At 60.9% G+C, this 24,723-nt stretch carries 17 protein-coding genes; 1 reads left to right on the plus strand and 16 read right to left on the minus strand.

Annotated elements, in window-relative coordinates:
* Positions 1-94: 94 nt before the first annotated feature.
* Entirely contained in the window at positions 95-595 is a 501-nt protein-coding gene (locus tag ACFXS9_RS01885) for a TetR/AcrR family transcriptional regulator C-terminal domain-containing protein (RefSeq protein ID WP_392684487.1), read from the plus strand.
* A 1,226-nt stretch (positions 596-1,821) separates the two neighbouring features.
* Here the strand turns inward: ACFXS9_RS01885 and ACFXS9_RS01890 are convergent.
* The 16 genes from ACFXS9_RS01890 to aceE all read right to left on the minus strand — a co-directional run bounded on the left by ACFXS9_RS01890 (position 1,822) and on the right by aceE (position 24,536).
* Positions 1,822-3,540, minus strand: a complete 1,719-nt coding sequence (locus ACFXS9_RS01890) for a PHA/PHB synthase family protein (RefSeq protein WP_392684490.1) — start codon at positions 3,538-3,540, stop codon at positions 1,822-1,824.
* A 164-nt stretch (positions 3,541-3,704) separates the two neighbouring features.
* The gene (locus ACFXS9_RS01895; protein WP_392684492.1) at positions 3,705-5,081 is read right to left on the minus strand and encodes a sigma-54-dependent transcriptional regulator; all 1,377 of its coding nucleotides are present in this window, start codon (positions 5,079-5,081) and stop codon (positions 3,705-3,707) included.
* Positions 5,071-6,906 carry an ATP-binding protein gene (locus ACFXS9_RS01900; RefSeq protein ID WP_392684495.1) on the minus strand — a complete coding sequence of 612 codons (1,836 nt, stop codon included), beginning with the start codon at positions 6,904-6,906 and terminating at the stop codon, positions 5,071-5,073. The genes ACFXS9_RS01895 and ACFXS9_RS01900 overlap by 11 nt, the downstream gene beginning before the upstream one ends.
* A 49-nt stretch (positions 6,907-6,955) precedes the next feature.
* The gene (locus ACFXS9_RS01905) at positions 6,956-7,960 is read right to left on the minus strand and encodes a cytochrome d ubiquinol oxidase subunit II (RefSeq protein ID WP_392684498.1); all 1,005 of its coding nucleotides are present in this window, start codon (positions 7,958-7,960) and stop codon (positions 6,956-6,958) included.
* Positions 7,957-9,351, minus strand: coding sequence for a cytochrome ubiquinol oxidase subunit I (locus tag ACFXS9_RS01910; RefSeq protein WP_392684501.1), 1,395 nt, complete (start codon positions 9,349-9,351; stop codon positions 7,957-7,959). Before ACFXS9_RS01910 ends, ACFXS9_RS01905 begins: the two co-directional genes overlap by 4 nt.
* Positions 9,352-9,431: 80 nt before the next feature.
* Complete coding sequence (locus ACFXS9_RS01915) at positions 9,432-10,754, minus strand: NAD(P)/FAD-dependent oxidoreductase (RefSeq protein WP_392684503.1); 1,323 nt, start codon at positions 10,752-10,754, stop codon at positions 9,432-9,434.
* A 50-nt stretch (positions 10,755-10,804) separates the two neighbouring features.
* Positions 10,805-13,081 carry an NADP-dependent malic enzyme gene (locus ACFXS9_RS01920; protein ID WP_392684506.1) on the minus strand — a complete coding sequence of 759 codons (2,277 nt, stop codon included), beginning with the start codon at positions 13,079-13,081 and terminating at the stop codon, positions 10,805-10,807.
* A 73-nt stretch (positions 13,082-13,154) separates the two neighbouring features.
* A complete protein-coding gene (gene phaP / locus ACFXS9_RS01925; RefSeq protein ID WP_392684509.1) occupies positions 13,155-13,580 on the minus strand; it encodes a TIGR01841 family phasin in 426 nt (141 codons plus the stop codon).
* Positions 13,581-13,601: 21 nt separating this feature from the next.
* Positions 13,602-13,958: an acyl-CoA thioesterase gene (locus ACFXS9_RS01930; protein ID WP_392684512.1), complete on the minus strand. Its 357-nt coding sequence runs from the start codon at positions 13,956-13,958 to the stop codon at positions 13,602-13,604.
* A 54-nt stretch (positions 13,959-14,012) separates the two neighbouring features.
* Positions 14,013-14,738 carry an acetoacetyl-CoA reductase gene (gene phbB, locus ACFXS9_RS01935; RefSeq protein ID WP_392684515.1) on the minus strand — a complete coding sequence of 242 codons (726 nt, stop codon included), beginning with the start codon at positions 14,736-14,738 and terminating at the stop codon, positions 14,013-14,015.
* Positions 14,739-14,860: 122 nt separating this feature from the next.
* Positions 14,861-16,033, minus strand: coding sequence for an acetyl-CoA C-acetyltransferase (locus ACFXS9_RS01940; RefSeq protein WP_392684518.1), 1,173 nt, complete (start codon positions 16,031-16,033; stop codon positions 14,861-14,863).
* Between the two features lie 48 nt (positions 16,034-16,081).
* Positions 16,082-17,449 (minus strand): dicarboxylate/amino acid:cation symporter, encoded by a 1,368-nt coding sequence (locus ACFXS9_RS01945; RefSeq protein ID WP_392684521.1) that lies wholly within the window; start codon positions 17,447-17,449, stop codon positions 16,082-16,084.
* 28 nt (positions 17,450-17,477) lie between these two features.
* Positions 17,478-18,452, minus strand: a complete 975-nt coding sequence (locus ACFXS9_RS01950; protein ID WP_392684524.1) for a TAXI family TRAP transporter solute-binding subunit — start codon at positions 18,450-18,452, stop codon at positions 17,478-17,480.
* A gap of 29 nt (positions 18,453-18,481) precedes the next feature.
* On the minus strand, positions 18,482-20,230 hold the full coding sequence (gene lpdA / locus ACFXS9_RS01955) for a dihydrolipoyl dehydrogenase (protein ID WP_392684526.1): 1,749 nt from the start codon (positions 20,228-20,230) through the stop codon (positions 18,482-18,484).
* 16 nt (positions 20,231-20,246) lie between these two features.
* The gene (locus ACFXS9_RS01960; protein ID WP_392684528.1) at positions 20,247-21,812 is read right to left on the minus strand and encodes a dihydrolipoyllysine-residue acetyltransferase; all 1,566 of its coding nucleotides are present in this window, start codon (positions 21,810-21,812) and stop codon (positions 20,247-20,249) included.
* Between the two features lie 24 nt (positions 21,813-21,836).
* Positions 21,837-24,536, minus strand: a complete 2,700-nt coding sequence (gene aceE, locus ACFXS9_RS01965; RefSeq protein WP_392684531.1) for a pyruvate dehydrogenase (acetyl-transferring), homodimeric type — start codon at positions 24,534-24,536, stop codon at positions 21,837-21,839.
* Between the last annotated feature and the right edge of the window lie 187 nt (positions 24,537-24,723).

Genomic DNA, 24,723 nt, shown 5'->3' on the forward strand with positions numbered 1-24,723 from the left:
CTCGGCGTTCTTGCTGGGCCGACCGAGCTGGACATGGACGCCGCACGGTCTCTACCGGCAGCTACTCCGCGAAAGATCAACGCGGCGCGAGAACGTGCAGCAACTTCTCGTCGACCAGTTCACCAAAGTCGTCAGCCATTACTCGTCCAACGCACTGAGTGTCAGTGCCGACCAGCTTTCTTTGCCACTAAGGGAACTGCTCATCATCATTGGACGCAATCTTCTCGAAACGATGATGACACCGTCGTTGCTGGAGGTCTGTTACACAGCCATCCTCGAAGCGGACCGCTACCCCGATGCGACACGGGCCTACGCGCAACATGGCCCTACGCCGGCCATCGCAGTCCTTACGAAAATTCTGGCAAAAGCCAAGCAGGCCGGCGAAATCGATCTTGCGGATTGCGAAGCCGGCGCCCGCCAGTTCCTTGGAATGCTCCACGGAAACGTCCATCTGGAGGCCGTGCTTCAGCTCGGCGACATACCAACGCTTTCCGAAATCGATTTGCGCGCTCGCACCACCGTGAAAGCCTTTCTCGACGGTGCCGCGCCTGTCGAGACGGCGCCAATCGTTGCACGAGCGGCATTAATGGCATGAGACGGGAATCGAACATGCTCTGACGGTTTTCCATTTGGCCCGCTTTCGGAGCCGAGTTCCACCGCATCCGTCTCCAAATTGTACATCGCGCCGGTCATCTTGACGCCGCCTTCCCTTCCATTTCAGCAAGCACGGGCCGTCGCTCAGGCGCTCCCCCTCCCGAAACATCAACCCTCCCGTGACAGCGCAGCATGTTCAGTTCGGCCTCCGCATGCTGGATGTTGCTCGATTTTCTTGGATCTCTCGGTGCACACATCATGCACGCCGCCCTCCAGTCGCGTTCCACTCAAGCGTTGCTCGGTTGGCGCACGCTAAGCGCAAGTGACATTCGCGCGACGCTCGGTCTTGTCTCAATATTGGGGTTCGAATCGGGGGAGCGCTACCAACCCACGCCAACACTCCTCCAAGCTTTATCGTGAAGTTCAGGGCAAGATCGATCGCTCAGATTCCGGACACGTCTACTACTCTCTGTGGCCGCCTACGCCGCCTGACGCAGAATTTTGTTCGCTAAAGAGAAATCGTCAGTCGGACGGTACGGCATTTGGTACAGCATCGCTGACAACGACCCTGCTTAAGTGCTGATCGCGCTTCGCTCTTTGAGATGTCCCGGTCCAGTCCATCATGGGTGCAATGCAAAATCGATTCGCTAACATGTTGATGTTATTTCGCTTGATCGTCCGATCGGGGAATAGCTGATTTTTGGATCGACAGAAATTCGAAGCTGACTATTGGGGCATTTTCCTTTTACTTCAAATGCTTAGATCGATCATCTGTTCGTCCCTCGATGTGCCGCGCCTTGTCCGGCACAGCATTGCAGTACCGAATGAGCTCGTGCAGTACCGCGCTAGTCCCGACCTTCTCTACCAATCCCGTTTGCCTCGACCGCAAAGTAACGTGCTGGTCTGGCTACGCCTAGGACAGAACAAGCACCATCGTAGTTTTGGCGGTGATAGAGCAAGGAGACCTGCGGGCGGCGATTCCGGGGTTGGCGTTTGCGCTATCAGACCGCAGGCTTGCGAAAGCTTCGGCCCATATTGGGCTCGAATAATGAGTATCACCCTCCGAAGGCAAGGTCACACGTTCGAATCGTGTTGGATGCGCCAAATCTCTTTGGTCTGCAGATCGATGTGTATCACCAAGGCGAAACTGCAGCTTTGACTTGTTCGCGCGGGTAAGCGACCACGCTCTCACAACCGATTTTTGAGGCATGTGCGCCATAGCTGCTGTCAACTCGCCTTCGCTTTCACATATCGCCCGGGCGCAGATTCGCCGGGCGGATAGAGGTTGCTGCCGAGCTGCGTGCGCGCCGGCAGTTGCTCCTCCGCCCACGGCTTGAGCCAGCCGATCCAGTCAATCCACCAACTGCCCGGCTTCTCATCCGCACTCGCCAGCCACGCTGCCGGGTCGTCGCATCGATCGGTCGATACCCAATAGCTTCTCTTGTTCTTCGATGCCGGATTGATCACACCAGCAATATGCCCGCTCGCGCCGAGGACAAAGCGAATGTCGCCGCTGAACAGGCCGGTCGTGCGATAGGCGGATCGCCACGGCACGATGTGATCCTCGACGGTAGCCAGGACATAGCCAGGTAGATCGACCCGCCCCAGATCGACTGATGTGCCGCACATCGTCAGCCGGTTCGGCTCCCGGAGATTGTTCTCCAGGTACATGTTCCTCATATACCAGCAATACATCGGTCCCGGCAGATTGGTGACGTCGGCGTTCCAGAACAGAAGATCGAAACGCTCCGGCGGCTTTCCCTTCAGGTAATTGTTGATTACGTTCGGCCATATCAGCTCTTTCGAACGCAGGGTCTGGAAGACGAAACCCAGTTCGGCGCCGCGGTAGATGCCGCCGTTTCCGATCGTCTGCTCGCGCTGCCGCACGCTCTCCTCGTCCACGAACACGCCGAGATCGCCAGGCTCTCGGAAATCCAGCATGGTCGTCAGCAACGTCACGCTAGCGACCGATTCATCGCCTCGCGTCCTGAGAATGGCGAGTGCCGATGACAGGATGGTTCCTCCGACGCACCAGCCGACCACGTTGACCTTGTCGGCGCCGGAAATCGATCGGGCGATCTCGATGGCGCGCATTACGCCATGCTCGACGTAGTCATCCCATCCAAAATGCCCGCAAGAGGCATCCGGATTGCGCCAGGAAACAATGAAGACCGTCAGGTCGTGTTCGACCGCAAACCGGACGAAGGAATTGGCCGGCTGAAGATCAAGAATGTAGAACTTGTTGATGCAGGGAGGCACGATCAGCAGAGGCCGCACAGCCACCCGCTCCGTCGCTGGTTCATACTGAATGAGCTGAAAAAGATCGTTCTCGAATACGACCGCCCCTCTGGATGCCGCGACGTCCCTTCCGACCTCGAACGCGCTCTCGTCTGTGATCGTCAGATTGCCCTTGCCGAGATCTGCGATCAGATTGTCGAAACCGGCCTTGAGGCTCTGGCCTTCGGTGTCCGTCGCCAGCTTGATGACGTCGGGATTGGTGGCGACAAAGTTCGTCGGGCTCATCGCCTCGACGAGCTGGCGCGTGAAGAAGCGCAGGCGGTGTTTTTCCTTCTCCTCCAGATCCAGCGCTTCGACGAAATCGACGCAATAGCGCGAGTTCAGCAGGTAGGCCTGCTTCAACACACTGTAGAGCGCGTTGTCCCGCCATTCCGTTGCGCTGAACCTGCGATCGCCGCGTGGTGGTTCCAGTGCGGCCTCGGCCTGAACGCCTGCGGCCGATTTGATGACGTGCTCGGTGAGTTGGTACATGCGTATCAGATGCTCGGCCTGCAATTCGGCGATGCGTCCCGGCGAACCCAGGGCGGAGGTTAACTTCGTACCATCTCCATCGGCGCCCGGTATCCACCCCAGAGACCGCCACAGGCTCGCGCCCGCCTTCATGAACCCGTCGACAAATTCGTCCGGCATGTTAAATGGCCGATTCATCAGTTACCCTCGCTGCAAATTGGATGCTTGTTGTTTCCTGTCCCCGGGGCTTCTAGTCCGGCGCCCTTCCGTCTGTTAGACGCCATGCGCCCGCATGTCGGAGCGATCGCGTGACATCGGCCGGCAAGCCCATCGGGATGGCGCGCCTGGCTGAATCATCATCGTCAGGATCCAGAGCGAACGATTGAGCCCTCGCGGATACCATCAACATTCACCGAAAGACGCTTGATCTTGTCGTACAATGTCTGCTTTGGGATACCCAGGAGAGCCGCAGTTGCCTGGACGTCGCCCTGCTTGCGCCGCAGCGCGTCCTCGATGATAGATCGCTCGATGTTCTCCAACTGTCGAGGCAACGACACATCCGATGTGCCAAAGCCGGATTTGTTGATCGCCTTGCCATCGAGAACGCCAAGCACAAAGCGATCGGCGACGTTGCGAAGCTCCCGCACGTTTCCCGGCCACGAATAGGCCAACAGCGCGGACATGGTCTTGTCGTCCAAAATCGGCGCGTCACGCTCGAACCTTCGGGCGGCATCCAGCGTGAAATGCTCGAACAGCAACGGAATATCCTCGCGCCGCTCCCGAAGCGGCGGAAGCTCGATAAAGGCGACGCCCAGGCGGTAGTAGAGGTCGGCGCGAAAAACCTTCTTGTCGCTCAACTCGAGCAGGTTCACCTTGCTCGCCGCTACCACGCGGCAATCCACGGCGATCGGCTTGTTCGAGCCGACGCGCTCGATAGATCGATCCTGCAGCGATCTCAACAGCTTCACCTGCACGCTCAGCGGCATGCTTTCGATTTCGTCGAGGAACAGCGTTCCGCCATTCGCGTATTCGATCTTTCCGATCCTCTGACGCGTCGCACCGGTGAATGCGCCTACCTCGTGGCCGAACAGCTCGCTCTCGACAAGCGACTCGGGCAGCCCCCCGCAGTTCACTGGGACGTAGTGTCCGCCACGTCGTACGCTGTGATTGTGCAGGCAGCGCGCGACGACATCCTTGCCGGTTCCGGTTTCGCCATAGATCGTGACGTCAACATTCGTCGAAGCCAGCGTGGAGACCAGCCTGCGCACTTCCTGGATCTGCGGCGATCGGCCCAGCAGGCTTGCCTCGATGCCTTGGCGATCCGCCAAGGCGGATCTCAGCGAACGAACTTCGAGGGTTAGCCGCCTCTTTTCGACTGCCCTGCGCACCACCGAGACAAGTTGCTCGGACGAGCATGGCTTCTCGATGAAGTCATAGGCACCCGTCCGCATCGCGTGTACGGCCATTGAAATATCGCCATGCCCGGTGATCAGGATCATGGGAAGATCCTGATCCAGCCGCCGCAGATCCGACAGCCATTCAAGCCCGCTCTTGCCGCGCAGGCGCACGTCGCAGACCACGACAAATGGCATTTCGGAGCGAAGAGCTCCATCGGCGGCTTCGACCGAGACGAAACCTGAAACCGAGAATCCCGCAAGCTCGAGGGCCTGAATGCCGCCAATCCGGACATCGTCATCGTCCTCGACGTAGATCACGCCAATTGATTGGTCATCGCCCATGCGAAGCCCCTGTTGGGTCAGCGAGTGGAAGGATCACGATGAATTCGGCTCCAGACGGCCCGAGGTTTCGCGCACGCAATTCGCCACCAAAAGAGCGCGCGATGTGGTTGGAGAGCATCAGTCCAAGGCCGAGTCCTTTTCCTGCAGGCTTGGTCGTTACAAACGGCTCGAACATGCGCTGGAGAACATCAGGCGCAATTGCCGGGCCGCTGTTGCTGATGGTGATGCGGCAACGGGCGGTCTGTCCGTCTTCCCGCCTCGCCCGGATCAGAATAGACTTTTGCGCCGCGCTCTCCACAGCGTCCAGGGCATTCGCCACGATGTTGCAGAACAGCTGCTCGAGTCGCGTCTGATCGGCAAGAACGCAGAGATCGGCGTCAATGTCCGTCACAACGTCGACGCCTCCCTCTTTGACACGCCCGGCCAGGATCTTGAGAGATTCAGCCATGGCATGTTCGACGGAGACCGTATCGAGCGGGCTGCTCGACTTGTAGGCGAAGACCCGAAGCTGGCTGGTCAAGCGCCCGAGCCGACGCACCAGTTCGCCGATCCGGGTGAGATTGCCACGGGCGTCGCTGATCGACCCGCGGTCGACGTACGAAATCGCGTTGTCAGCGGCAGTCTGCAGGGCCGCCAGGGGCTGGTTCAGCTCATGAACGATGCCGGCTGACATCTGGCCGAGGGCTGCCAACTTTCCGGCATGGACAAGTTCATCCTGCGCGGCCCGCAGTTCGGCAGTTCGCTCCTGCACCCTGGTCTCGAGCATGTCGTGCGCGGCCTGCAACGCAGCCTGGCTGGCCAGGCGTTGCCTGATCTCTCTCCGGCGTTGCATCACGAGACCAGCTGCCAGCAACGCAACCATGGACGCGAGGCCCGACATCGCGCCGATGACCAGCGCGGTCTGCCGTATAGGCGCTTCGTCGTCGAGAAGGACGAGCTTCCAGAGGCCCCGGTTAATTGGAAGCTCGCTGAGCGTATAAGCGGTTCCGCTCTCGGTGGTGATACGCGCGCCGCCTTTGGATTGAGCGACCACGGTCCATCCGAGCGGCGTCAGGTCGTGGTTGCCGTAAGGTTTGGATCGAGAAATGTCATCTCGCATCTGCACCGACAGCGGTGCCATCGGCCGATAGCGCCACTCGTCACGAGAAGCGAGTATGGTGACCTGGCGCTCGTCGAGCAGAAGAATGTCTCCTTCAGTATTGCGCCACTCACGCTCGAACGAATCCAGATTGACCTTGACGGTGGCGACCCCCCTGGTCGCGCCGCCCTCCTTCAGGGCGTAGGAGAGATAGTAGCCAGCGCGTGCGCTCGTAATACCGATACCGAAGAACGCTCCTCGGCCGCTCGCGAGAGCTTCGCTCACATATGGGCGGTACGACAGGTTTCGGCCAACCGGCGTGCCTGGCTGCTCGAAATCGGCCGCTGCCAAGGTGTCTCCCGAAACATCTAGAACGTAGAGGTTGTCGGCCCCCGCAAGCAGATTGATCGACTTCAAATACAGGCTAACCGATTGCTGCAGCGCGGCATCCTGCGAAGAGCCAAGCAGCTGGAAGACGCTCGGCGATGTCTCCAGCAATGACGGCAAGAATTCAAATCTCGAAAGATGAGCGTCTAGTCTTGCTGCTTCCATCGCCAGCCGCTGCTGCGCGGCAATGTGCAACTGGTCCAGCCCACGCTGGAAAGCAACGGTATACCCGAGCCACGAAGCGGCCACGACCAGCGCGAGGGCGGCTGTTCCGCGAACCAGCCAGCGCGTCGAATTGGGCATCGCCGAGCTGACTCCGGGCTTCCCCTTGACGTCCACCAGGGATGGAAGGTCCGTCATGCTGTGAACCAAACAAATCCGGGGAGTGTCGGCTACGACAGACGACCACTCAGGCATAGTCCAACTCTATGGTTTTGCCTCGGAATACGCGATAGGAAAATCCCGTGTAGACGATAATGACAGGCAGCGTGATGCAAACCCCGACCAGGATGATCTTGAGCGACTCGGGGCTGCTGGCGGCCTGCCAGACGGTGAGCCGGTCGATCACGATGAAGGGATAGATGCTGTAGCTGAGCCCGAGGAAGCTCAGGAAGAAGACGAGCACCAGCAGCGCGAAAGGCAGCCAGCACAGGCTGCCACGCACGGCTTGCGAACCGAGCAGGAGCCGCACCGTCAGCAGCGCAATTGCGGCCGTGATCGGGATCGACGCCACCGCGATCATCGCCGGCAGGGTGAACCACCTGACGCGAACGGTCTCGCTGATCCACGGTGTTGCCATTGAGATCAGGATCAGACCCAGCACCATGGGCGGCCAGGCGATCTTGCTCCATTGGATCGCCTTGTCCTGGAGCTGCCCATCCGTCTTCATCACGAGCCATGTGGCACCGAGCAGCGCATAGGCCATCGGCAGCGCCACCGCGATTGCGCCGGCAAAGACCGGATAATTCCAGCCCTCGCCGAAGCCGCTGATATAGCGGCCGAGCATCCATCCCTGACACACCGATGCCAGCATCGACCCGGCAATGAACAGGCGATCCCACATCGCTTTCCGGTTGGTCTTTGCCTTGACCCTGAAGTCAAAGGCCGCGCCGCGCAAGATCAAGCCAACCAGCATGAGAGCGGTCGGCAGATAAAGTTCCGACAGCACCAGCCCATGCGCCTTCGGAAAGGCAACCAAAAGAAGGCCGACGCCGAGCACCAGCCAGGTTTCATTGGCGTCCCAGAACGGGCCGATGGAGGCGACCATGGTATCTCGCTCGTCAGACGTCGCCCGATGCATCAACATGCCGACCCCAAGGTCGTATCCGTCGCTCACGACGTAGACGAGCAGCGAGACGCCCATCAGCCCGATGAAGATCAGCGGAAGCAGTTCGTCGAAAGACATCGAGGTCATGCGAATTCTCCCTCGCGCTGATACTGGCGCGGGCCGCCAGCGAGGTCCTCCGAACCGGCCACGCCCTTCGGTTTGTCCGCCGTCTCCGCCATGTATTTCAGAACGCCGACATAGGCGACGAGCAAGGCGACATAGAGCGCAATATAGATACCTAGCGTCAGGGCAATGCTCGATGACGGGACACGCGAGGCGACGTCGCTCGTTCGAATGAGGCCGGAAACGATGAAGGGTTGGCGTCCGATCTCCGTGACGTACCATCCTGCGATGGTCGCGACCCAACCGGCAAAGGTTATTGCCGCGAACAACTTGAGCATTGGCCGCGGCATCCGGCCAAAATCCCAGCCATCGCGCCAATGTCTCCACAGGCCGATCCAACTGACCAGCAGCATCAGGATGCCGGTCCCCACCATGATCCGGAAGCACCAGAACACCGGAAAGACCGGCGGATGGGCCGATGGAAACTCGTTCAGTCCCTTGATTTCGCCGTCAGCGTCGTGCCGGAGGATCAGGCTCGCGAGCTTTGGTATGGCCAGTTCGAAGCGATTTGATCTCGTTGCGTCGTCCGGGATCGCGAACAGGAGAAGCGGCGCTCCCCGCGTTGTTTCCCAGATACCTTCCATCGCTGCGATCTTCTGTGGCTGATGTTTAAGTGTATTGAGCCCATGAAGGTCGCCGGCCACCATCTGTGCGGGCGCGGCCAGGGCAGCGAACACGAGCCCGGTCCGCAGCACACGTGATGCGCTCTCCGTCGCGACGCCCTTCAGAAGTTGCCAGCCGCTGATCCCGATGAGCAGGAACGCGCAGGTCAGCGCGGACGCCAGCACCATGTGGATCAGGCGATACGGGAAGGACGGATTGAAGATGATTTCCAGCCAGTTCCTGGCGTGAAACTGGCCATCGATGATTTCGTATCCCGCCGGCGTCTGCATCCAGGAATTTAGGGCAAGGATCCAGAACGCGCTCAGCAGCGTACCGAGGGCGACCAGAAAGGTCGATCCAAGGTGAACCATCTCTCCGACGCGGCGGTGGCCGAACAGCATCACGCCGAGGAAACCCGCTTCCAGAAAGAATGCGGTCAGCACTTCATAGCCGAGCAACGGGCCGGCGATATTGCCGACGCGCTCCATGTAGCCCGGCCAGTTGGTGCCGAACTGAAAACTCATGGTAACGCCGCTGACGACCCCGAGCGCGAATGTCAGCGCGAATATTTTCGTCCAAAGCCGGTAGGCACGCAGCCAATCGAGCTTCCGCTGCGGGTCGGTCGCGCGCAGGTGCTTCAGCCGGAAAAACAGCAGAACCCAGCCCAGCGCGATCGAAATCGAGGGGAACAGAATGTGGAACGTGATATTGGCGGCAAACTGGATGCGCGCGAGGAGTACGTCCATCAGCATTCCCTCCGGGTTCGGCGCAGTACCTTCGCATCACTCAAGCTTGCATCGACCGGCACGGCATCCCTCCCCGCGACCCGATATCAATGAAGCTTCACATGCGGCTCGGTGCGCCGGGTGATCAGGCGTGCCAGCGTGTCGAGCGCAACCTTCACCGAACCGTGCAGCGCGTGTTCGTGCATCTTGTAGAGAGACAGGTACATCATCCTTGCGAAAATGCCCGCGAAGACGAGATTGCCGCCGACCAGCGCTCCCATCATCGAGCCGACCGTGCTGAATTCGCCGAGCGACACCAGTGATCCGAAATCCCTGTACCGATAGGGCTTGAGCGGCTCGCCTTGCAGATAGCGCAGAATCTGGGAATAAAGATGCGAGGCCTGCTGGTGGGCCGCCTGCGCGCGCGGCGGCACGTTGCCGCGCTCGCCCCATGAGCAGGCCGCGCAGTCGCCGATTGCAAAGATGCCGTCGTCGCGCGTTGTTTGCAGCGTTGGCCGAACGACGAGCTGATTGATGCGGTTGGTTTCGAGGCCGGCGATATCTTTCAGGAAATCGGGCGCCTTCACTCCTGCAGCCCAGACGATCAATTCGGCGGGGATCGTCCGGCCGTCCGTCAGGTTCACACGGTCGGAGCCGACCTCGGAAACCTTGGCGCCGACCAGCAGATCGACGCCCAGCCTGACAAGCAACTTCTCCGTCTCTTTCGAAACCCGTTCGGGCAGTGCGGGAAGCACCCGCTGGGCGGCTTCGATCAATGTGATCCTGATGTCCTTCTGGGGATCGACCTGATCGAGGCCATACGCCACCACTTCACGCGTCGTTCTGTGGAGCTCGGCCGCAAGTTCGACGCCCGTCGCACCGGCCCCGATGATCGCGACCTTCAACTGGTGCGCTCCGAGAGGCGACGATTGTGCATGCGCGCGAATACATGCATTGATCATTCGTTCGTGGAATCGCCGTGCGTCCGACTGCGATTCGAGCTTGATCGCGTGGTCGGCGACTCCAGGCGTGCCGAAATCATTGTTCTGGCTTCCGACGGCGACGACGAGAACATCATAGTCAAAGGTCCGCTTCGGCGTGACCTCGCGGCCTTCAGCGTCGAAATACGGCGCCACTTGCACCACATGGCGGTCCCGATCGATACCGATCATGTCTCCGATGCGGTAGCGAAAGCCGTGCCAATAGGACTGCGCGAGATAGTCGACCTCGTGAGCTGCGATATCCATGCTCCCCGCGGCAATCTCGTGGAGCTTCGGCTTCCATACATGCGTGCGGTTTCGCTCGATCAGCGTGATGTCGAGCCTCCCCTTGCGTCCGTATTTGTCGCCCAGACGCGTCGCAAGCTCCAATCCGCCGGCTCCGCCTCCGACGATCACAATCCGGGGTTTTCCCAATTGCGGCTTACTCATGATGGCCTCGACCGATCGAGTTCACTATCCGTCCAAACGCGTCCTCCCGATCATGCTCTCTCGGAGACCGCATCTGCGACCGCGACGGCGGCCATGTTCACGATTCGCCGGACCGTGGACGATGGCGTGAGGATGTGAGCCGGCTTTGCCGCCCCCAGCAGGATGCCGCCGACCGTCAATCCCTGGCCCGCCGCCATCCTGAGCAGATTGTAGGAGATGTTGGCGGCATCGAGATTCGGCATCACCAGCACGTTCGCCGGTCCCTCGAAGCCGGAATCGGGAAACTCGTGGTGAAGCACGGATGGCGACAGCGCGGCGTCCCCGCGCATCTCGCCTTCGACCGCCAGATCGGGGGATCGCTCGCGAATGATCGCCCGCGCCTCCCGCATCTTGTTGGCTTCCGGAACGGCAGAGCTGCCGAAGCTCGAATGCGACAACAAGGCCACCCGCGGTGTGATACCAAAACGCCTGACCTCCGCCGCCGCCAGCAAGGCGATGTCGGCGACCTGATCAGCGGTCGGATCAAGATGGCAATGGGTGTCGCAAATGAACAGCTGATGCTGCGGCAGAATCAGCATCTGCATGACGGCGAGAGTCCGCACATCGTCCCGGGTGCCGATCACGTTGCGAATGGCGGCCAGATGATCAGATGTCCTGCCGATGACCCCGCACAGCATCGCGTCACCGACGCCTCTTGCGAGAAGGAGCGAGGCGAGCACGGTCGCATTGCTTCGGGTCTCCGAGAGAGCGAGGCCAGCCGATACGCCGTCGCGCTTTCTGCGCGAATGGTACACTTCCGCGCATTTGGAATAGATCTCCGCATCATGCGGATCGATGATGTCGCAGTCCATGCCCGGCCGTAGCCGGAGATCGAACGACTTGATCCGATCCTCGATCGTCGAGGGCCGGCCGACCAGCAATGGCCTTGCGATCCTCTCGTCAACGACCACCTGGGCAGCTCGTAGCACGCGCTCGTCTTCGCCCTCAGCCAGAAGCAGGGACTTGCCGCTTCCCTTCGCCACCGAGAAGACCGGCTGCATCGCGTTGCCGGATTGATAGACGAACCGGCTGAGCTGCTGGCGATAGGCTTCCATGTCCGCGATCGGACGCTTGGCGACACCGCTGTCGGCCGCGGCCTTGGCCACCGCCGGGGCGACGACCTCGATGAGCCGCGGGTCGAGCGGCTTTGGAATGAGATAGTCGCGGCCGAATCGAAGCTTCTCCCCCTTATACGCAGCGGCCACCACCTCGGGCACTTCCGTCATGGCCAGATCCGCCAGCGCACGGACGGTGGCAAGCTTCATTTCCTCGTTGATCGTCGTCGCTCCGCAGTCGAGAGCGCCTCTGAAGATGAACGGGAAGCACAGGACGTTATTGATCTGGTTGGGGTAGTCCGATCGCCCCGTGCCGATGATCGCATCCGGACGGACCGCCAACGCGTCTTCCGGCATGATTTCCGGGATCGGGTTGGCCATGGCGAAGATCAGGGGATCTCGCGCCATCTTCTTGACCATGTCTGATGTCAGCACATTGCCGGCCGACAAGCCGAGGAAGATGTCCGCGTCCTGAATGATCTCGTCCAGCTTTCGCGCATCCGTTTTCACCGCATAGCGCGCCTTGTTGTCATCCATGCCCTCAGTGCGGCCCGCATAGACGACGCCTTTTGCGTCGGTCACGATGATACGATCGTGCCGCAGGCCAAGGCTGACAATGAGATCAAGACATGCCAGCGCAGCCGCGCCGGCGCCGGAGCACACCAGCTTGACGTCGGCAATATCCTTCTTGACCAGCTTCAGGCCGTTGAGGATTGCCGCCGCGGCGATGATCGCAGTGCCGTGCTGGTCATCGTGAAAGACCGGAATCTTCATGCGAGTGCGGAGTTTTTGTTCGATGTAGAAGCATTCCGGCGCCTTGATATCCTCCAGGTTGATGCCGCCGAAGGTCGGCTCCATCCTGGCGATGGTTTCGATCAGCGCGTCAGGGTCCTCTTCGGCAAGTTCGATGTCGAACACGTCGATTCCGGCGAACTTCTTGAACAGGCACGCCTTTCCTTCCATGACGGGCTTGCCGGCCAGCGGGCCGATATTGCCGAGACCAAGCACGGCGGTGCCGTTGGTGACGACAGCCACGAGATTGCTGCGTGCGGTCAGCACATCGGCCTGCAAAGGGTCCTTGGCGATGACCAGGCAAGGCTCCGCCACGCCCGGCGAATACGCGAGCGACAGATCGCGCTGTGTCGCCATGGCCGTGGTCGGCACCACGGAAATTTTTCCCGGCCTCGGCAGGCGGTGATATTCGAGTGCGGCTTCCCTCAGATCCTGGTTCATCGTATTCCCCGATTCTACCCTTGTTCGAGAGGCGGACGCTTCCGCCCCTCTTCCCGCTGCCGGTCAAGTGACCTCAGACGCTCCCATCCCGCGTATGCATGGCCGCCAATCCGTCTTCGAAACGCCGGCGCAATATCTCAATCGTTTGCTTCTGCTGTTCGGTCGCTGCCTCGGCGAGCTGACGCATGTTGGCGAGAGCTTTCTCGAACCCCTGCCGGGCGATTTCAGCGCGCCGTCCCGCGACCGTTTCGTTGCTGGCCTCTGCGGCGATCGCCTTCATGGTTTCCTGGAGAACCTCGTTCTGTCGCGCCATCAAGCTTCGCCAACTGTCATATGCCGAACGGTTGACCTCAATCAGCGCATCGATGTTCTTCTTCTCCATATTGATCAGGGACGTCATGTCGACACCGCTGATCTGGCAGGATTCGATGAGCTTGGCGAAGTCGAACCCGGCGAAGCCCCAGTCAGTATCATTTGCCTTCGATTTGTCGTCGGACATTTCCCTCTCCTTCATTGGTGGTTACTGCGATGCTTCCCCCTGCCCATCGGACGCGATCGGCGCCGGCCGCCCCTCGGCGTCCAGTGCGACGAATGTGAAGATGCCTTCCGTCACCTTCACGCGGTCTCCAAGCCGGCGGCGCAGTGCCCAGGCCTCGAGGCGGATCGCCATCGAGGTGCACCCGACACGCTCGGGCGCCGCGTAGACGCACAAGGCGCCTCCGACATGCACCGGCTTGATGAAATGCATCGCCTCGATCGCAACCGTCGCGACGCGCCGCTGCGCCCGTTGTCCGGCATGGATGCCGTCCGCAATGTCCATTTGTGAGAGCACCCAGCCGCCAAAGATGTCGCCGCTCGGATTCGCATCCGCGGGCATGGCGAGCGTCCGTGTCGTGAGGTCCCCTCGTGGCTGGATCGTCATGGCGGTCGCTCAGTTCATGTGCTGGCCGCCATTCGCGGATATCGTCGAGCCCGTGATGAAGCCGGCATCGTCCGATGCCAGGAAGACGACGGTTCGCGCGATCTCATGCGGCTCGCCCAAACGGCCGACCGGGATCTGGGGCAGGATGTTCTTGGCCACGACGTCCGGGTTGATCGCCTTGACCATCTCGGTGGCGATATAGCCCGGGCAGATCGTGTTCACGGTGATGCCGGCGCGCGCCCCCTCCTGCGCCAATGCTTTCACGAAGCCGATGTCTCCTGCCTTGGCGGCGGAATAATTGACCTGGCCCATCTGGCCTTTTTGGCCGTTGATGGAGGAGATGCAGATCACACGGCCGAACTTGCGCTCGCGCATGCCTTCCCACACCGGCCGCGTCATGTTGAAGAGCGAATTCAGGTTGGTGTTGATGACGCCGTACCATTGCTCCGGCGTCATCTTGTGGAACATGCCGTCCTTGGTGATACCGGCGTTGTTGACCAGCACCTCCACCGGCCCCAGCTCGGCTTCGACCTGCTGCAGACCGGCGACGCAGGCCTCGTAGTTCGATACATCCCACTTGTAGACATTGATCCCGGTCTGATCCTTGAACTTCGCCGCCGCCTCGTCGTTGCCGGCATAGCTCGCCGCGACCTTGTAGCCGGCCGCCTTGAGCGCAACTGAGATCGCTTCTCCGATGCCTCGAGTACCGCCAGTCACCACTGCAACCCTGGACATGATCTCCCTCCTGATGCTGAGCTTGTTCTGAATTCCCGTGGCTCTTGGAGAGCCATTCTCTTCCGCGGACGGCGTCATGCCGTCCGCGTCTTATCGCGATCGAAACGATCGATCGTATCGGCCTAGCGCTCGACCGTCAGGGCGACGCCCATGCCGCCGCCGATACACAGCGTCGCGAGCCCCCTCTTCGCGTGACGCTTCTGCATCTCGAACAGGAGAGTCGTCAGAACGCGCGCACCGGATGCCCCGATCGGATGGCCGATGGCGATGGCGCCGCCGTTCACGTTGACGATCGACGGATCCCAGCCCATGTCCTTGTTGACGGCGATCGCTTGCGCGGCGAAGGCTTCGTTTGCCTCGACGAGGTCAAGGTCTTTGACCTTCCAGCCGGCCTTCTCGAGCGCCTTGCGGGAAGCCGGGATTGGTCCCGACCCCATCACCGCGGGATCCACGCCCGCGGTCGCCCAGGAGACGATCTTCGCAAGCGGCGTGAGCCCGCGCTTCTTGGCCTCGTCCGCGCTCATCAGCACCATGGCGGCCGCGCCGTCGTTAAGGCCAGAGGCATTTCCGGCGGTCACCGAGCCTTCCTTGTTGAAGGCGGGCTTGAGCTTGGCAAGCGCGTCCAGCGTCGTGCCGGCGCGGATATACTCATCCTGGTCGACAACAACGTCGCCCTTCCGAGTCTTGACGGTGACGGGAACAATCTCGTCCTTGAACCTGCCGGCCTTTTGCGCGTCCTCAGCCTTGTTCTGCGAGCTGGTCGCGAAGGCGTCCTGCTCCTCCCGGCTGATCTGCCACTTGGTGGCAATATTCTCGGCCGTGACGCCCATGTGGTAGCCGTGGAATGCATCCAGCAGGCCGTCCTTCAGCATGGAGTCGACGAACTTGACGTCGCCCATCTTGGTGCCGCCCCGCATATGCGACAGATGCGGCGCCATCGACATGGACTCCATGCCGCCGGCAACGATGACTTTCGCATCGCCGTTGGCGATCTGCTGCAAGCCGAGAGCCACCGACCGCAAGCCCGAACCGCAAAGCTGGTTCATGCCCCACGCCGTCTTCTCCTGCGGAATGCCGGCCGCCATGGCGGCCTGTCGTGCCGGATTTTGTCCCTCGCCGCCGGCCAGCACCTGGCCCAGGATGACTTCATCAACTTCTGCCGGCGAGACCCTGGCGCGTTCGAGCGCTCCCTTGATCGCCACCGCTCCAAGTTCGTGGGCAGTTAGCGATCCCAACGCCCCATTGAAGGAACCAACCGGCGTTCGCGCGGCAGATACAATTACTACTTCAGTCATGATCAACTCCTTGTTTAGCTTTCCGCATCACTTTCTGCCGCTTTCACGTCAAGCGACGACTGGCCGGGGGACGCCTGCCTCTATCTCGTCATCCGCAATCTTTACGGCCTCCGGATCGTCCGCTTCGACATCGCGATCCAGGTCCAGGCGTTGATGGAGCACTCTTTCATCGAGCGCCCCTTCCCACTTGGCGACAACGACTGTCGCAACGCCATTTCCTATGAGGTTGGTGAGCGCGCGCGCTTCCGACATGAAGCGGTCAATACCAAGGATCAAGGCGATGCTCGCGACCGGAATTGTCCCGACGGACGCAAGTGTTGCGGCCAGAACAATGAAGCCGGATCCCGTGACACCGGCGGCGCCCTTGGATGTCAGGAGCAGAACGCCGATGATGCCGAGCTCTTGCCAGATCGTCAGATCCGTACCGGTCGCCTGCGCCAGGAAGATCGCGGCCATTGTCAAGTAAATACAAGTGCCATCGAGATTGAACGAATAGCCGGTCGGAATGACCAAACCGACGACCGACTTTTCACAGCCAAGATTCTCCATCTTGGCGATCATGCGCGGCAGCACTGTTTCCGACGACGAAGTGCCAAGCACGATCAGGAGTTCTTCCTTGATATAACGGATGAACTTGAAGATCGAAAAACCGCTAAGGGCAGCAACGGAGCCGAGCACAACGAAGACGAACAACAAGCATGTTGCGTAAAACGCCAACATGAAGTTCCCCAGGGAAATCAGCGTCGCAACGCCATACTTGCCGATCGTGAACGCCATTGCGCCGAACGCTCCGATCGGCGCCACTTTCATGATGTAGCCCACGATCTTGAAGAACACATGGCTCACGACGTCGATCAGCCGCAGCACGCCCTCGCCGTGTTGACCGAGAGCCTGCAGCCCGAATGCAAACAGGATCGCAAAGAACAACACCTGCAAGATTTCACCTTGGGCAAAAGCGCCGACGACCGTCGACGGGATAATGGCCATCAGAAACTGGACCGTGCCCTGCTCATTCGCCTTTGCGGTGAAGGCCGCGATCGACTTCGTGTCAACGGTCGACAGATCGATGTTCATACCGACGCCCGGCTTCCACAAATTGATCACCACAAGTCCGATGATCAGCGCAGCCGTCGTCAGCACCTCAAAATAGATCAATGCCTTCAAACCAACACGTCCGACCTTCTTCATGTCGCGCATACTCGCAATTCCATGCACAACCGTGAAGAAAATGATCGGGGCGATGATCATCTTGATGCATTTGATGAACGCATCGCCGAGCGGCTTCATCTGCTCGCCTATCTGAGGATAAAAATGTCCCAGCAATATGCCAACGGTGATTGCAGCCAGAACCTGCACATAGAGGTGCTGATACCATTTTACGGATTGGTGACCGTCCGTCGTTGCTGCTGTTGCCATGTCTCATTCCCTCCCTAGAAACTGTTTCTCAGTCCGATTGCACGACCCCAGGCGTAACCCTGCTGCGATACCAACTGACCGCGCCACCATGTAACGGAATGAAATTGTTGCGTGCGATGTTCGAGGGGATCGTTTCCGCCGCCGCCGGATGGAATTCGATCATCCGCTCGTTATTGGCGAACACCGTGTCGACGATGGCCGTGACCAGATCGTTCGGCAGATCCTTGTGCGCAACGGCAAAGTTGAACAGACCGACCGTGTCGTACCGGCGCCGTAAAGTAGGATACGAACCCGCCGCGACAACGGATGCGGAGAGTTCCGGCATCGCCAGGCGCAGCGTTGCGATCTCCTGCCGCGTGAGAGGGAGATAACGCACCTTCGCCTTTCGCTCGATATCGATAAGGAACGGAGCCGGCACGCCGGCGCCGACCGCGAGCGCATCGATGCTCCGCGCCACCGACTTCTCCGCGAGTTCTGCCCAATCGCCGTGAACTAAGGTGGCTTCGATCTTCAGTGTCTTGAGGAACTCGGGGAAGTAGTTGGCGGTGGTACCGCCCACGGGCCCGACACCGATACGTTTGCCGGCGAATTCGGCAAACGATTGAATCGGCGAGTCACTGAGCACCTGAAACTGAAACGGCGTATCATACATCGCGAACATGACGCGCATGTTTCGGTATTGCCGCCCATCGGTCCAGGCAGCGCTGGCGCTCCACGCCTGCAACGCCACGCCTTGCGTGACGAAGGCCAGCTGGATTTCACCGGTCTCGAGCAGCTTGATATTCTCGATCGGGCCGCCGGTCGGCCGCGCCACCACCGCGATGCCGAGTTCTTGCGTGAGCAATCGGGCCAGCCCTTCGCCATAGGCGTGATAGGTGCCGCCTTCCGACGCGGTGCCGAGAGTGAGCACCTGGGGCCAATGCGCCTCCGCCGCCGACGCCAACTTGGGCGCAGGCAGGACAAATGCGAGAAGGATTAGAATTCGCCACGCGCTTGAAACCATGACTGTCTCCTTCATCTCAAACCGCGGCGTCACTTTTTCTTTTGTGGCGGAAGGTCCGTGCAGTGGCCCTCGAACACCTCGGCCGCCATGCCGATGGACTCTCCGAGTGTCGGGTGTGGATGAATGGTCTTGCCGATATCGGCCGGCTCGCAGCCCATCTCAATCGCAAGGCAGATCTCGCTGATCAGATCGCCGGCGTGGGTGCCGACGATGCCGCCGCCGACCACGCGATGGGTCGCCGTATCGAACAGCAGCTTGGTAAAACCCTCGTCGCGACCGTTGGCGATGGCACGGCCGGACGCCGCCCAAGGGAACACCGACTTGCCGAACTTGATACCCTCGGCCTTGCACTGGTCTTCGGTCTTGCCGGCCCAGGCGACTTCGGGATCGGTGTAGGCGACGGAGGGAATTTGCCGCGCATCGAAATAGGATTTCTCGCCGTGGGCGACTTCGGCGGCCACGTGGGCCTCGTGCACGGCCTTGTGCGCCAGCATCGGCTGCCCCACGATGTCTCCAATCGCAAAGATGTGCGCCACGTTGGTGCGCATCTGCCTGTCGACGTCGATGAAACCTCGCTCGGTCACCGCGATTCCGGCCTTCTTAGCGCCGATATTCTTGCCATTCGGGCTTCGGCCGACCGCTACGAGAACGAGGTCATACAGCTGCGGCTCGGCGGGCGCCTGCTCGCACTCGAACCTCACCTCGATTCCAGCCTCGGTTGCCTTCGCGCCAACCGTCTTGGTCTTCAACATGACCTTGTCGAAGCGCGGCGCGTTCATCTTCTCCCACACTTTCACCAGGTCCCGGTCGGCGCCCTGCATTAATCCATCGAGCATTTCGACGACGTCGATGCGGGTGCCCAGCGTCGAGTAGACCGTCGCCATTTCGAGCCCAATGATGCCGCCACCGATCACCAGCATGCGCTTGGGAATTGACTTGAGCTGCAGCGCGCCAGTCGAATCGACGATGCGCGGATCCTCGGGCAGGAACGGCAGTTTCACCGCCTGGCTGCCGGCGGCGATGATCGCCTTGGCAAACCTGACAGTCTTCTTGCCACTCGCCGAGACGACTTCGAGGTGATGCGGATCGAGGAACGAGCCGACGCCTGTCACGACCTCAACCTTGCGGGCCTTGGCCATGCCCGCCAGGCCACCAGTCAGCTTCTTGATCACACCGTCCTTGAAGGCGCGCAGCTTGCCAAGCTCGATCTGCGGCGTGCCAAAGGAAATACCATGGTCAGGAAGATGCCTGACCTCGTCGATCACAGACGCCGTATGCAACAACGCCTTGCTCGGAATGCACCCGACATTGAGACAGACTCCGCCGAGCGTATCGTAACGCTCGACCAGCACGGTCTTCATGCCGAGATCGGCAGCGCGGAAGGCCGCCGAATAGCCGCCAGGACCGGCGCCCAGCACCAGCATGTCGCATTCGATGTCCGCCTTGCCGGAATAGGATGCCGCAGATGGCGCGGGTGGCGGCGGAGCGGCGGCGGCCGGCTGCGACGCCGGCGCGGGTTTTGGCGCAGCAGCGGCGCCAGCTGCCTCGAGCACCAGGATGGCCGCCCCCTCGCTCACCTTGTCGCCAGTCTTGACCTTCACTTCCTTGACGACGCCGGCGTGCGAAGATGGGATCTCCATCGACGCCTTATCGGACTCCACCATGATGAGGCTGGTGTCGACGGCAACAGTTTCGCCTGCCTTCACCATGACCTCGATGACAGCGACGTCCTTGAAGTCGCCGATATCAGGAACCTTCACTTCGATCTGCTGAGCCATGCTGCGCTCCCCAACCTCAGAACAGCACGCGCCGCAAATCGGCGAGCACATTGGCGAAGTAGACGTTGAAGCGGGCTGCCGCCGCGCCATCGATGACGCGGTGATCCCACGACAGGGACAGTGGCAGCGTCAGCTGCCAGTTGACTGTCTTGCCGTCGGCCGAGTGCGGCTTCCAATAACCCTTGCACACGCCCATGATCGCGACTTCCGGCGCGTTGATGATCGGCGTGAAATAGACGCCGCCGATGCCGCCGAGCGAGGAGATCGAGAAAGTCCCGCCCTGCATCTGGTCGGGCTTGATCTTGCCCTCGCGCGCGAGCTTGGCGAGTGCATTCATTTCCTTTGCGATTTCCGGCACCGATTTCTTGTCGGCATCGCGAATGACGGGCACCATCAAGCCGTTCGGCGTGTCCGCGGCAAAGCCGATGTGCCAGTAGTTCTTGTAGACGAGCGCGTCGCCGTCGAGGCTTGCATTGAATTCCGGGAATTTTTGCAGCGTCGCTACCGCGGCCTTTACCATGAACGGCAGGAGCGAGAGTTTTACGCCGCTCTTCTCCAGCTCCTTGTTCATCTGGACGCGGAACTGTTCGAGGTCGGTGATATCGGCTTCGTCGTGCGTGGTGACGTGCGGGATGACAACCCAGTTGCGGTGCAGGTTGGCCGCCGAGATCTTCTTGATGCGGCCGAGCTCCTTGCGCTCGACCGGCCCGAATTTTGCGAAATCAATCTTGGGCCAGGGCAGCAGGTCGATGCCGCCGACGCCGCCTCCGCTTGCAGCTACGGCTTGCGATTTGGGAGGCGCCGCCCCGCCCTTGATGAAAGCCTCAACGTCTTCGCGCAGAATGCGGCCGTGATTGCCTGAGCCCTTGATCTTGCCGAGATCGGCACCAAGTTCGCGCGCCAGCTTGCGCACCGCCGGGCCGGCATAGGCGAGCGCAAAGCTTCCTTCGTCAAAGGCACCGACCACCGCCGTTCCGGCGGCGGCGGTCGGTGAGGACGCAGGCAGCGACGCGGGAGGCCCGTCGGCCTGCACAGGCGATTCCCCGGTTACAAGCGATAGAATGATTGAACCTTCACTGACCTTGTCACCCGTCTTCAGCTTGATTTCGCGCACGGTGCCTGAGAGCGGCGCCGGCACTTCCATCGTCGCCTTGTCCGACTCTAGCGCGATCAACGGATCCTCTGCCTTTACGCAGTCGCCGGGCTTTACAAAGATCTCGATGACCGGAACGTCCTTGAAGTCGCCAATATCAGGGACGCGCACCTCGGCGATGCCGGCTGGCGCGCTAACGGGCGACGGCGGCGCGCTGACGACCGGGCGCGCCTCGGCTTGTTCCGCGCCCGCGCCATCGAACTGCATGATCACGGTGCCTTCACTCACCTTGTCGCCTACCTTGACGACCACTGATTTCACGACGCCATCGCGCGGCGACGGCACCTCCATGGTCGCCTTGTCCGACTCCAGCGAGACCAGTGGATCTTCAGCCTTCACTTTGTCGCCCGGCGTGATGAAGACCTCGATGACCGGGACGTCCTTGAAATCACCGATATCGGGAACCTTGATGTCGATCAGACCACTCATCGCTCTGTCCTCGGCTCGGCCGCGTCACATGGTCCAGGGCGCAGCGCGCCCGGCGTCGATTTGATATTTGGCGATGGCCTCGGCCACGATGGCCGGCTTGATCGCGCCATCGTCGGCAAGCGCCTTGAGTGCAGCGACGGCGACGTAATGCCGGTCGACCTCGAAGAATTTCCGCAGCTTCACGCGATAGTCGCTGCGTCCGAAACCGTCCGTGCCCAGCGCGACGTAGCGGCGTCCGGCCGCCTGCACATATTCACGGATCTGGTCGGGGTAGTTGCGCATGTAGTCGGTGGACGCCACGACCGGACCCGGATGCCCTTCCAGCTGCGCTTCCACCCAGCTCTTGCGGCGCGGCTCGGTCGGATGCAGCAGGTTCCAGCGCTCCGCGGCCATGCCATCGCGACGCAGTTCGTTGAAGCTCGTCGCGCTCCACACGTCCGCCGTCACGCCGAAGTCCGTCTTGAGCAGATCCGCTGCCGCGATCACCTCGCGCAGGATCGTGCCAGATCCGACCAACTGGACGCGAAGTCCCTTCTTGGCCGTCTCGCCGCCGCGCTTCAGGAGATAGAGTCCTTTGAGAATCCCCTCCTCCGCCCCCTTGCCTGCCTCGGCCAACGAGGGATGCGGATAGTTCTCGTTCATCAGGGTGATGTAGTAGTAGACGTCCTCCTGCGCCTCATACATGCGGCGCATGCCTTCGCGAACGATCGTCACGACCTCATAGGCAAAGGTCGGATCGTAGGAGACGCAGTTCGGGATGGTACCAGCAAGCACGTGGCTGTGGCCGTCCTCGTGCTGCAACCCTTCGCCGTTGAGGGTAGTGCGGCCGGCGGTGCCGCCGAGCAGGAAGCCGCGCGCGCGCATGTCGCCCGCGAGCCAGGCGAGATCGCCGACGCGCTGCAGGCCGAACATCGAATAGTAGATATAGAACGGGATCATCGGCACGTTGTTCGTGCTGTAGGACGTCGCCGCGACGATCCAGCTCGACATGGCGCCGCCTTCGTTGATGCCCTCCTGCAGAACCTGTCCGCTCTTGTCCTCGCGGTAGTACATCAGCTGATCGGCATCCTGCGGCCGGTAAAGCTGGCCGACCGATGAATAGATGCCGAGCTGGCGGAACATGCCTTCCATGCCGAAGGTACGGGATTCGTCGGGCACGATCGGCACGATGTGCTTGCCGATCGCCTTGTCGCGCACGAGGCTGCCGAGCATCTGCACGAAAGCCATTGTGGTCGAGATTTCACGGTCGCCCGTCGAGTCGAGCAGGCGCTGGAACGTCGACAGCGGCGGAACTTGCAGGGATGCGGACTTGCGCCGGCGCTGCGGCAGGCTGCCGCCAAGCTTTTCGCGCTGGGCCCGAAAATACTTCATCTCCGGACTGTCTTCCGGCATGCGGATGAAGGGAACCTTCGCCAAGTCCGCGTCGGCGACCGGCACCTGGAAGCGGTCGCGGAATCCGCGCAGCGCATCCTGCGTCATCTTCTTGGCTTGGTGCGCGATCATCTGGCCTTCGCCGGACTCGCCCATGCCGTAGCCCTTGACGGTCTTCGGCAGGATCACCGTCGGCTGGCCCTTGTGGTTCACCGCCGCCGCATAGGCTGCGAAGACCTTTTCCGGATCATGACCGCCGCGAGCAAGCTTCCAGATCTCGTCGTCGCTCATGTCGGCGACGAGCTGTTTCAGTTCGTCATACTTGCCGAAAAAGTGCTCGCGGATATAGGCGCCGCTCTTGCTCTTGAAGTCCTGGTACTCGCCATCGACGCATTCCTCCATGCGCTTCAGCAAGAGCCCGCTCTTGTCCTTCTGCAGCAGGCGATCCCAGCCCGAACCCCACAGCACCTTGATGACGTTCCAACCGGCGCCGCGGAAAACGCTTTCGAGCTCCTGAACGATCTTGCCGTTGCCACGGACCGGTCCGTCGAGCCGCTGCAGATTGCAGTTGATGACGAAGATCAGATTGTCGAGGTTTTCCCGACCCGCAAGCGAGATGGCGCCGAGCGATTCCGGCTCATCGGTCTCGCCGTCGCCGATGAAAGCCCAGACCTTGCGATTGGACGTATCGGCGAGCTTGTGGTTCTCGAGATATTTCAGGAAGCGCGCCTGATAGATCGCCATCAGCGGCCCCAGTCCCATCGACACCGTCGGGAACTGCCAGAAGTCCGGCATCAGCCAGGGATGCGGATAGCTCGACAGTCCCTTGCCGCTAGTCTCCTGCCTGAAGCTGAGCAGCTGCTCCTCGCTCAGCCGTCCTTCGAGAAAGGCACGCGCGTAGATGCCGGGCGAGCAGTGCCCCTGCACGAAGATCAGATCGCCGCCATGGCTGTCTGTCGGCGCATGCCAGAAATGGCCGTAGCCGATATCGTAGAGTGTGGCAGCCGATTGGAAGCTGGCGATATGGCCGCCAAGCTCCGAGCTTTCCTTGTTGGCGCGCAGGACGATCGCCAGCGCATTCCATCGGATGATCGAGCGCAGCTTGTGCTCGATGGCGCGGTCGCCCGGCAACGCCGGCTGCTGATCCAGCGGAATCGTATTGCAATAGGGCGTCGTCAACGTCTGCTGGATGCCGAGGCCGCCGCTGCGAGCGGCGTCAACCACCGCATTGACGACGAATTCGGCCCGTTCATTTCCGCGGTGACCCTGGATGGCAGATAGTGCATCAAGCCATTCGCGGGTTTCCTGCGGATCCAAATCGTGCGCGTCCGCGACCTTCATTACCCTCTCCATTGCATGCCAAGCCGAAGTCAAGCGTCAACGCTCACTGCGTTCCACGTAGGCGCGGAAGCGCAATGCAACACGGGCGATATCGCCTGCGCTCTAGATGATGAGTTGAATACTGGCCGGCATCTGAACGTCCCCTCGGTTGCTTGTTCTCGAGCTATTGCTTCTTCTTTTGCAGATACCCAAGCAGCAT

This window comes from Bradyrhizobium sp. RDI18 (genome assembly GCF_043203335.1).
Taxonomy (GTDB): domain Bacteria; phylum Pseudomonadota; class Alphaproteobacteria; order Rhizobiales; family Xanthobacteraceae; genus Bradyrhizobium; species Bradyrhizobium retamae.

Excerpts from the sequence above, each read along its gene's own strand:
- ACFXS9_RS01890 (WP_392684490.1), bottom strand. The coding sequence starts at position 3,540 with ATGAATCGGCCATTTAACATGCCGGACGAATTTGTCGACGGGTTCATG.
- ACFXS9_RS01895 (WP_392684492.1), bottom strand. The coding sequence starts at position 5,081 with ATGGGCGATGACCAATCAATTGGCGTGATCTACGTCGAGGACGATGAC.
- ACFXS9_RS01900 (WP_392684495.1), bottom strand. The coding sequence starts at position 6,906 with ATGACGGACCTTCCATCCCTGGTGGACGTCAAGGGGAAGCCCGGAGTC.
- ACFXS9_RS01905 (WP_392684498.1), bottom strand. The coding sequence starts at position 7,960 with ATGACCTCGATGTCTTTCGACGAACTGCTTCCGCTGATCTTCATCGGG.
- ACFXS9_RS01910 (WP_392684501.1), bottom strand. The coding sequence starts at position 9,351 with ATGCTGATGGACGTACTCCTCGCGCGCATCCAGTTTGCCGCCAATATC.
- ACFXS9_RS01915 (WP_392684503.1), bottom strand. The coding sequence starts at position 10,754 with ATGAGTAAGCCGCAATTGGGAAAACCCCGGATTGTGATCGTCGGAGGC.
- ACFXS9_RS01920 (WP_392684506.1), bottom strand. The coding sequence starts at position 13,081 with ATGAACCAGGATCTGAGGGAAGCCGCACTCGAATATCACCGCCTGCCG.
- phaP (WP_392684509.1), bottom strand. The coding sequence starts at position 13,580 with ATGTCCGACGACAAATCGAAGGCAAATGATACTGACTGGGGCTTCGCC.
- ACFXS9_RS01930 (WP_392684512.1), bottom strand. The coding sequence starts at position 13,958 with ATGCCCGCGGATGCGAATCCGAGCGGCGACATCTTTGGCGGCTGGGTG.
- phbB (WP_392684515.1), bottom strand. The coding sequence starts at position 14,738 with ATGTCCAGGGTTGCAGTGGTGACTGGCGGTACTCGAGGCATCGGAGAA.
- ACFXS9_RS01940 (WP_392684518.1), bottom strand. The coding sequence starts at position 16,033 with ATGACTGAAGTAGTAATTGTATCTGCCGCGCGAACGCCGGTTGGTTCC.
- ACFXS9_RS01945 (WP_392684521.1), bottom strand. The coding sequence starts at position 17,449 with ATGGCAACAGCAGCAACGACGGACGGTCACCAATCCGTAAAATGGTAT.
- ACFXS9_RS01950 (WP_392684524.1), bottom strand. The coding sequence starts at position 18,452 with ATGGTTTCAAGCGCGTGGCGAATTCTAATCCTTCTCGCATTTGTCCTG.
- lpdA (WP_392684526.1), bottom strand. The coding sequence starts at position 20,230 with ATGGCTCAGCAGATCGAAGTGAAGGTTCCTGATATCGGCGACTTCAAG.
- ACFXS9_RS01960 (WP_392684528.1), bottom strand. The coding sequence starts at position 21,812 with ATGAGTGGTCTGATCGACATCAAGGTTCCCGATATCGGTGATTTCAAG.
- aceE (WP_392684531.1), bottom strand. The coding sequence starts at position 24,536 with ATGGAGAGGGTAATGAAGGTCGCGGACGCGCACGATTTGGATCCGCAG.